Annotated in this window: 2 protein-coding genes; both read left to right on the top strand. The window is 68.0% G+C overall.

All coding sequences use genetic code 11. The annotated features are described in order from the left end of the window. Positions 1–283: beta-barrel domain-containing protein (locus MFF13_RS19620; RefSeq protein ID WP_238272783.1), on the top strand; the 283-nt coding region annotated here is incomplete at its 5' end. An 82-nt stretch (positions 284–365) separates the two neighbouring features. Then, positions 366–4,047 (top strand): beta strand repeat-containing protein (locus MFF13_RS19615; protein WP_238272784.1); only part of this gene is annotated, 3,682 nt, incomplete at its 3' end.

Here is a 4,047-nt window from a genome sequence, read left to right as displayed (position 1 = left end):
GGCGATGCTGCGCTTCTCCGCCTTCAACCAGCGTACCACCCCGGAGGTCGAGGGCGTGGTCAGCCGGATCTCGGCCGACGTCACCACCGACCCGAAGACCGGGGCGAGCTACTACACCGTGCGCATCCGCGTGCCGGACGACCAGCAGGGCCGCCTCGGCGGCGCCCGCCTGGTGCCGGGCATGCCGGTCGAGAGCTTCCTGCAGCTCGGCGACCGCTCGGTGCTCTCGTACCTGACCAAGCCGCTCACCGACCAGATCGCCAAGGCTTGGCGCGAACGCTGAGGCGCCGCGCCGTCAAGACCTTCCAACAGACCTCATCAGACCTGCGCGCCGCTCGCGCCGCCACGCTTCAAGGATCCCCGTCATGGCCACCACCTACACCGCCACCGGCCCCGAGTTCCTGGTCAACACCCAGACCGCGAACACCCAGATAAACCCGACGGTGACCGGTCTGTCGAACGGCGGCTTCGTCGTCACCTGGACGGACTACAGCGGCGTTGGGGTCGACATCAGCGGCTCCGGGATCAAGGCGCAGATCTACAACGCCGACGGCAGCACGGCCGGCGGCGAGTTCCTGGTCAACACCACGACCGCGAGCGACCAGTTTAGCTCGACGGTGACCGGTCTGTCGAACGGCGGCTTCGTCGTCACCTGGTCGGATTTGAGCGGCGTCGGGGGCGACAAGAGCGGCTCCGGGATCAAGGCGCAGGTCTTCAACGCCACCGGCGGCACGGTCGGGGACGAGTTCCTGGTCAACACCGCGACCGCAAACGACCAGCTCAACTCGACGGTGACCGGGCTGTCGAACGGCGGCTTCGTCGTCACCTGGCAGGACAATAGCCGGAGCGGGACCGACACGAGCGGCTACGGGATCAAGGCGCAGCTCTACGGCGCCGACGGTAAAGCGGTCGGCACCGAGTTCCTGGTCAACACCGAGACCGCGAACAGCCAGTCCAGCCCGACGGTGACCGGTCTGTCGAACGGCGGCTTCGTCGTCACCTGGACGGACTATAGCCAGACCGGGACCGACACCAGCGGCTACGGGGTCAAGGCGCAGATCTACAAGGCCGACGGCAGCACGGCCGGCGGCGAGTTCCTGGTCAACACCGCGACCGCGAACGACCAGTCCAGCTCGACGGTGACCGGTCTGGCGAACGGCGGCTTCGTCGTCACCTGGTTGGACAACAGCGGGGTCGGGGGCGACAGCGACGGTTTCGGGATCAAGGCGCAGATCTACAACGCCGACGGCAGCAGGGCCGGCAGCGAGTTCCTGGTCAACACCACGACCGCGAGCGACCAGTTTAGCTCGACGGTGACCGGTCTGAAGGACGGTGGCTTCGTCGTCACCTGGACGGACAACAGCGGGTTCGAGGGGCCCAGCGGCTACGATGTCAAGGCGCAGGTCTACAACGCCGACGGCAGCAGGGCCGGCAGCGAGTTCCTGGTCAACACCGCGACCGCGAGTGATCAGTATCAATCGACGGTGAGCAGTCTGTCGGACGGCGGCTTCGTCGTCACTTGGCAGGACGAAAGCGGCGCCATCGATCAGAACGAGAACTACGATCCGAGCCGGGGTAGCGAGATCAAGGCGCAGCGCTACAGCGCGGCTCCGACCTTCGATCCGAACAACCCGGCGCCGGTGCTGGACGCGGGCAACACCGTGCAGAAGCTGGTGGTCGAGCGGGCCAACGTCACGGGTGTGAGCACCGCCGACACGGCCAATTTCACCCTGGCCTTCACCGACGCGTCGGTGGGCGACACGCACACGGTGAGCGTGGGCACGGCGAGCCTGGGCGGCACGGGCTATGCCGGGCTGAGCTCGGATCAGAAGCTCACCCTTGCCAGCGCGGTGGCCGGTGCGCTCACGCCCGGGACGGTGGTCGAGAGCAGCGCGGGCAGCGCCGGTTCGGTGCCGCTCGACTTCTCGGTCGTCGACAAGACCTTCGACTTCCTCGCCGCGGGCGAGACCCTGACCCTGAGCTACGTCGTCTCCGTGGCCGACCAGAACGGTGGCTCGAGCCAGCAGACCGTGACCGTGCGGGTGACCGGCACCAACGACCTGCCGGTTCTGGCAGCCGACACTGCAGGTCCGCACACGCTGACCGAGCAGCCGGGCACGACGAACGGCATCGTGATCGCCTCGGGTAACGCGGCTCCCGCCGACACCGTGACGGCGAACCTGACCTTCACGGATGCCGACCTCACCGACACGCATGTGGTGTCGATCGCGGCTCCGACCCTGAGCGGGACCGGCTACACGCTGCTTTCTGCCGGGCAGCAGGCGACGCTCGCCTCGGCCCTGGCGAACGCGCTGGGCAACACCCTCAGCGACAGCACCGGCACCGGCTCGGGCTCGATCGCGCTGAGCTTCTCGGCGGCGGATGCGACCTTCGACGTCCTGCGCGAGGGCGAGACGCTGGTTGTGACCTACAACGTCAGCGTCACGGACAGCCAGCGCGTGGTCTCGACCCAGGCGGTGACCTTCACGATCACCGGCTCGAACGACGCTGCGGTGATCGGCACGCCGATGGTCGCGGCCGTGACCGAGGACAGCCCCTCGACCACGACCACCACCCTGACCGCGACGGGCACGCTGTCGGTCACGGATGCCGACCACGACCAGTCGAGCTTCCAGACGACCGTCATCCCCGCCACCGGCGTGCTGGGTACCCTGACGCTCGCAGCGAACGGCGCCTACACCTACAGCGTGGCCAACAGCGCGGTGCAGTACCTCGCCGCGGGTCAGCCGAAGAACGAGGTGTTCACGGTCACGTCGCTCGACGGGACGACGAAGGACATCACCTTCACGATCACCGGCACCAACGACGCCCCGATGCTGGCCGCCGATGCGGGCACGCACATCTTCACGGAGGCCGCCGCGACGACGGGGTCGACGACGGCCGTCACGCTCACGGCGAGCCTGAGCTTCACCGACGTCGACCTGATCGACACGCACACCGTGTCGGTGGCAGCCCCCGTCCTGACCGGTTCGGGCACGACGGGCCTGACCGGCGACCAGTCGGCCGCGCTCGTCACCGCGCTCACGGGCGCCCTGACCCCCGGGACGATCACCGACACCAGCGCCACCGTCACTACTGGCACGATCCCGCTGAATTTCTCGAAGGCGGATGGCGCCTTCGACTTCCTGGCAGCGGGCGAGAAGCTGACCATCAGCTACGACGTCACGGTGTCGGACCAGCACACGGGTGGCACTGCGACGCGGCCGGTCGTGATCACGGTCACCGGCACGAACGACGCGCCGGTGCTGGCCGCCGACACGGGCACGCACGCGTTCGCGGAGCAGTCTGGCACGACGAACGGTGTCGTGACGGCGACGAATACCCCCGCGACGAGCGCGACCGACAGCCTGAGCGCGAGCCTGACCTTCACGGATGTCGACCTCTCCGACACCCACACGGTAATGGTCTCGGCTCCGACGCTGACGGGGGCCTATTCTAACCTCTCGCCCGCTCAGCAGGCCACGCTCAGCGCCGCGCTCGCCTCGGCCCTCACCGTCCCAATGTCCGGGATTACGGACAGCACCAAGACCGGCACGGGCACGATCCCGCTGACCTTCTCGGCGGCGGATGCAGCCTTCGACGTCCTGCGCGGGGGCGAGACGCTGAGCGTAAGCTACGACGTCAGCGTCAACGACAAGAACGGTGGTACCTCGACCCAGACGGTGACCTTCACGATCACCGGCTCGAACGACGCTGCGGTGATCGGCACGCCGATGATCGCGGCCGTGACCGAGGACAGCCCCTCGACCACGACCACGACCCTGACCGCGAGCGGCACGCTGTCGGTCACGGATGCCGACCACAATGAGTCGAGCTTCCTGACGACCGTCACCCCCGCCACCGGCGTGCTCGGTACCCTGACCCTCGCAGCGAACGGCGCCTACACCTACAGCGTGGCCAACAGCGCGGTGCAGTACCTCGCCGCAGGTCAGCTGAAGAACGAGGTGTTCACGGTCGCGTCGCTCGACGGGACGACGAAGGACATCACCTTCACGATCACGGGCACCAACGACGCCCCGATGCTGG

Origin of the sequence: Methylobacterium cerastii, from assembly GCF_022179125.1 — a bacterium.
GTDB classification, from domain to species: domain Bacteria; phylum Pseudomonadota; class Alphaproteobacteria; order Rhizobiales; family Beijerinckiaceae; genus Methylobacterium; species Methylobacterium cerastii.
This window is presented reverse-complemented; position numbering and strand designations above follow the sequence as displayed.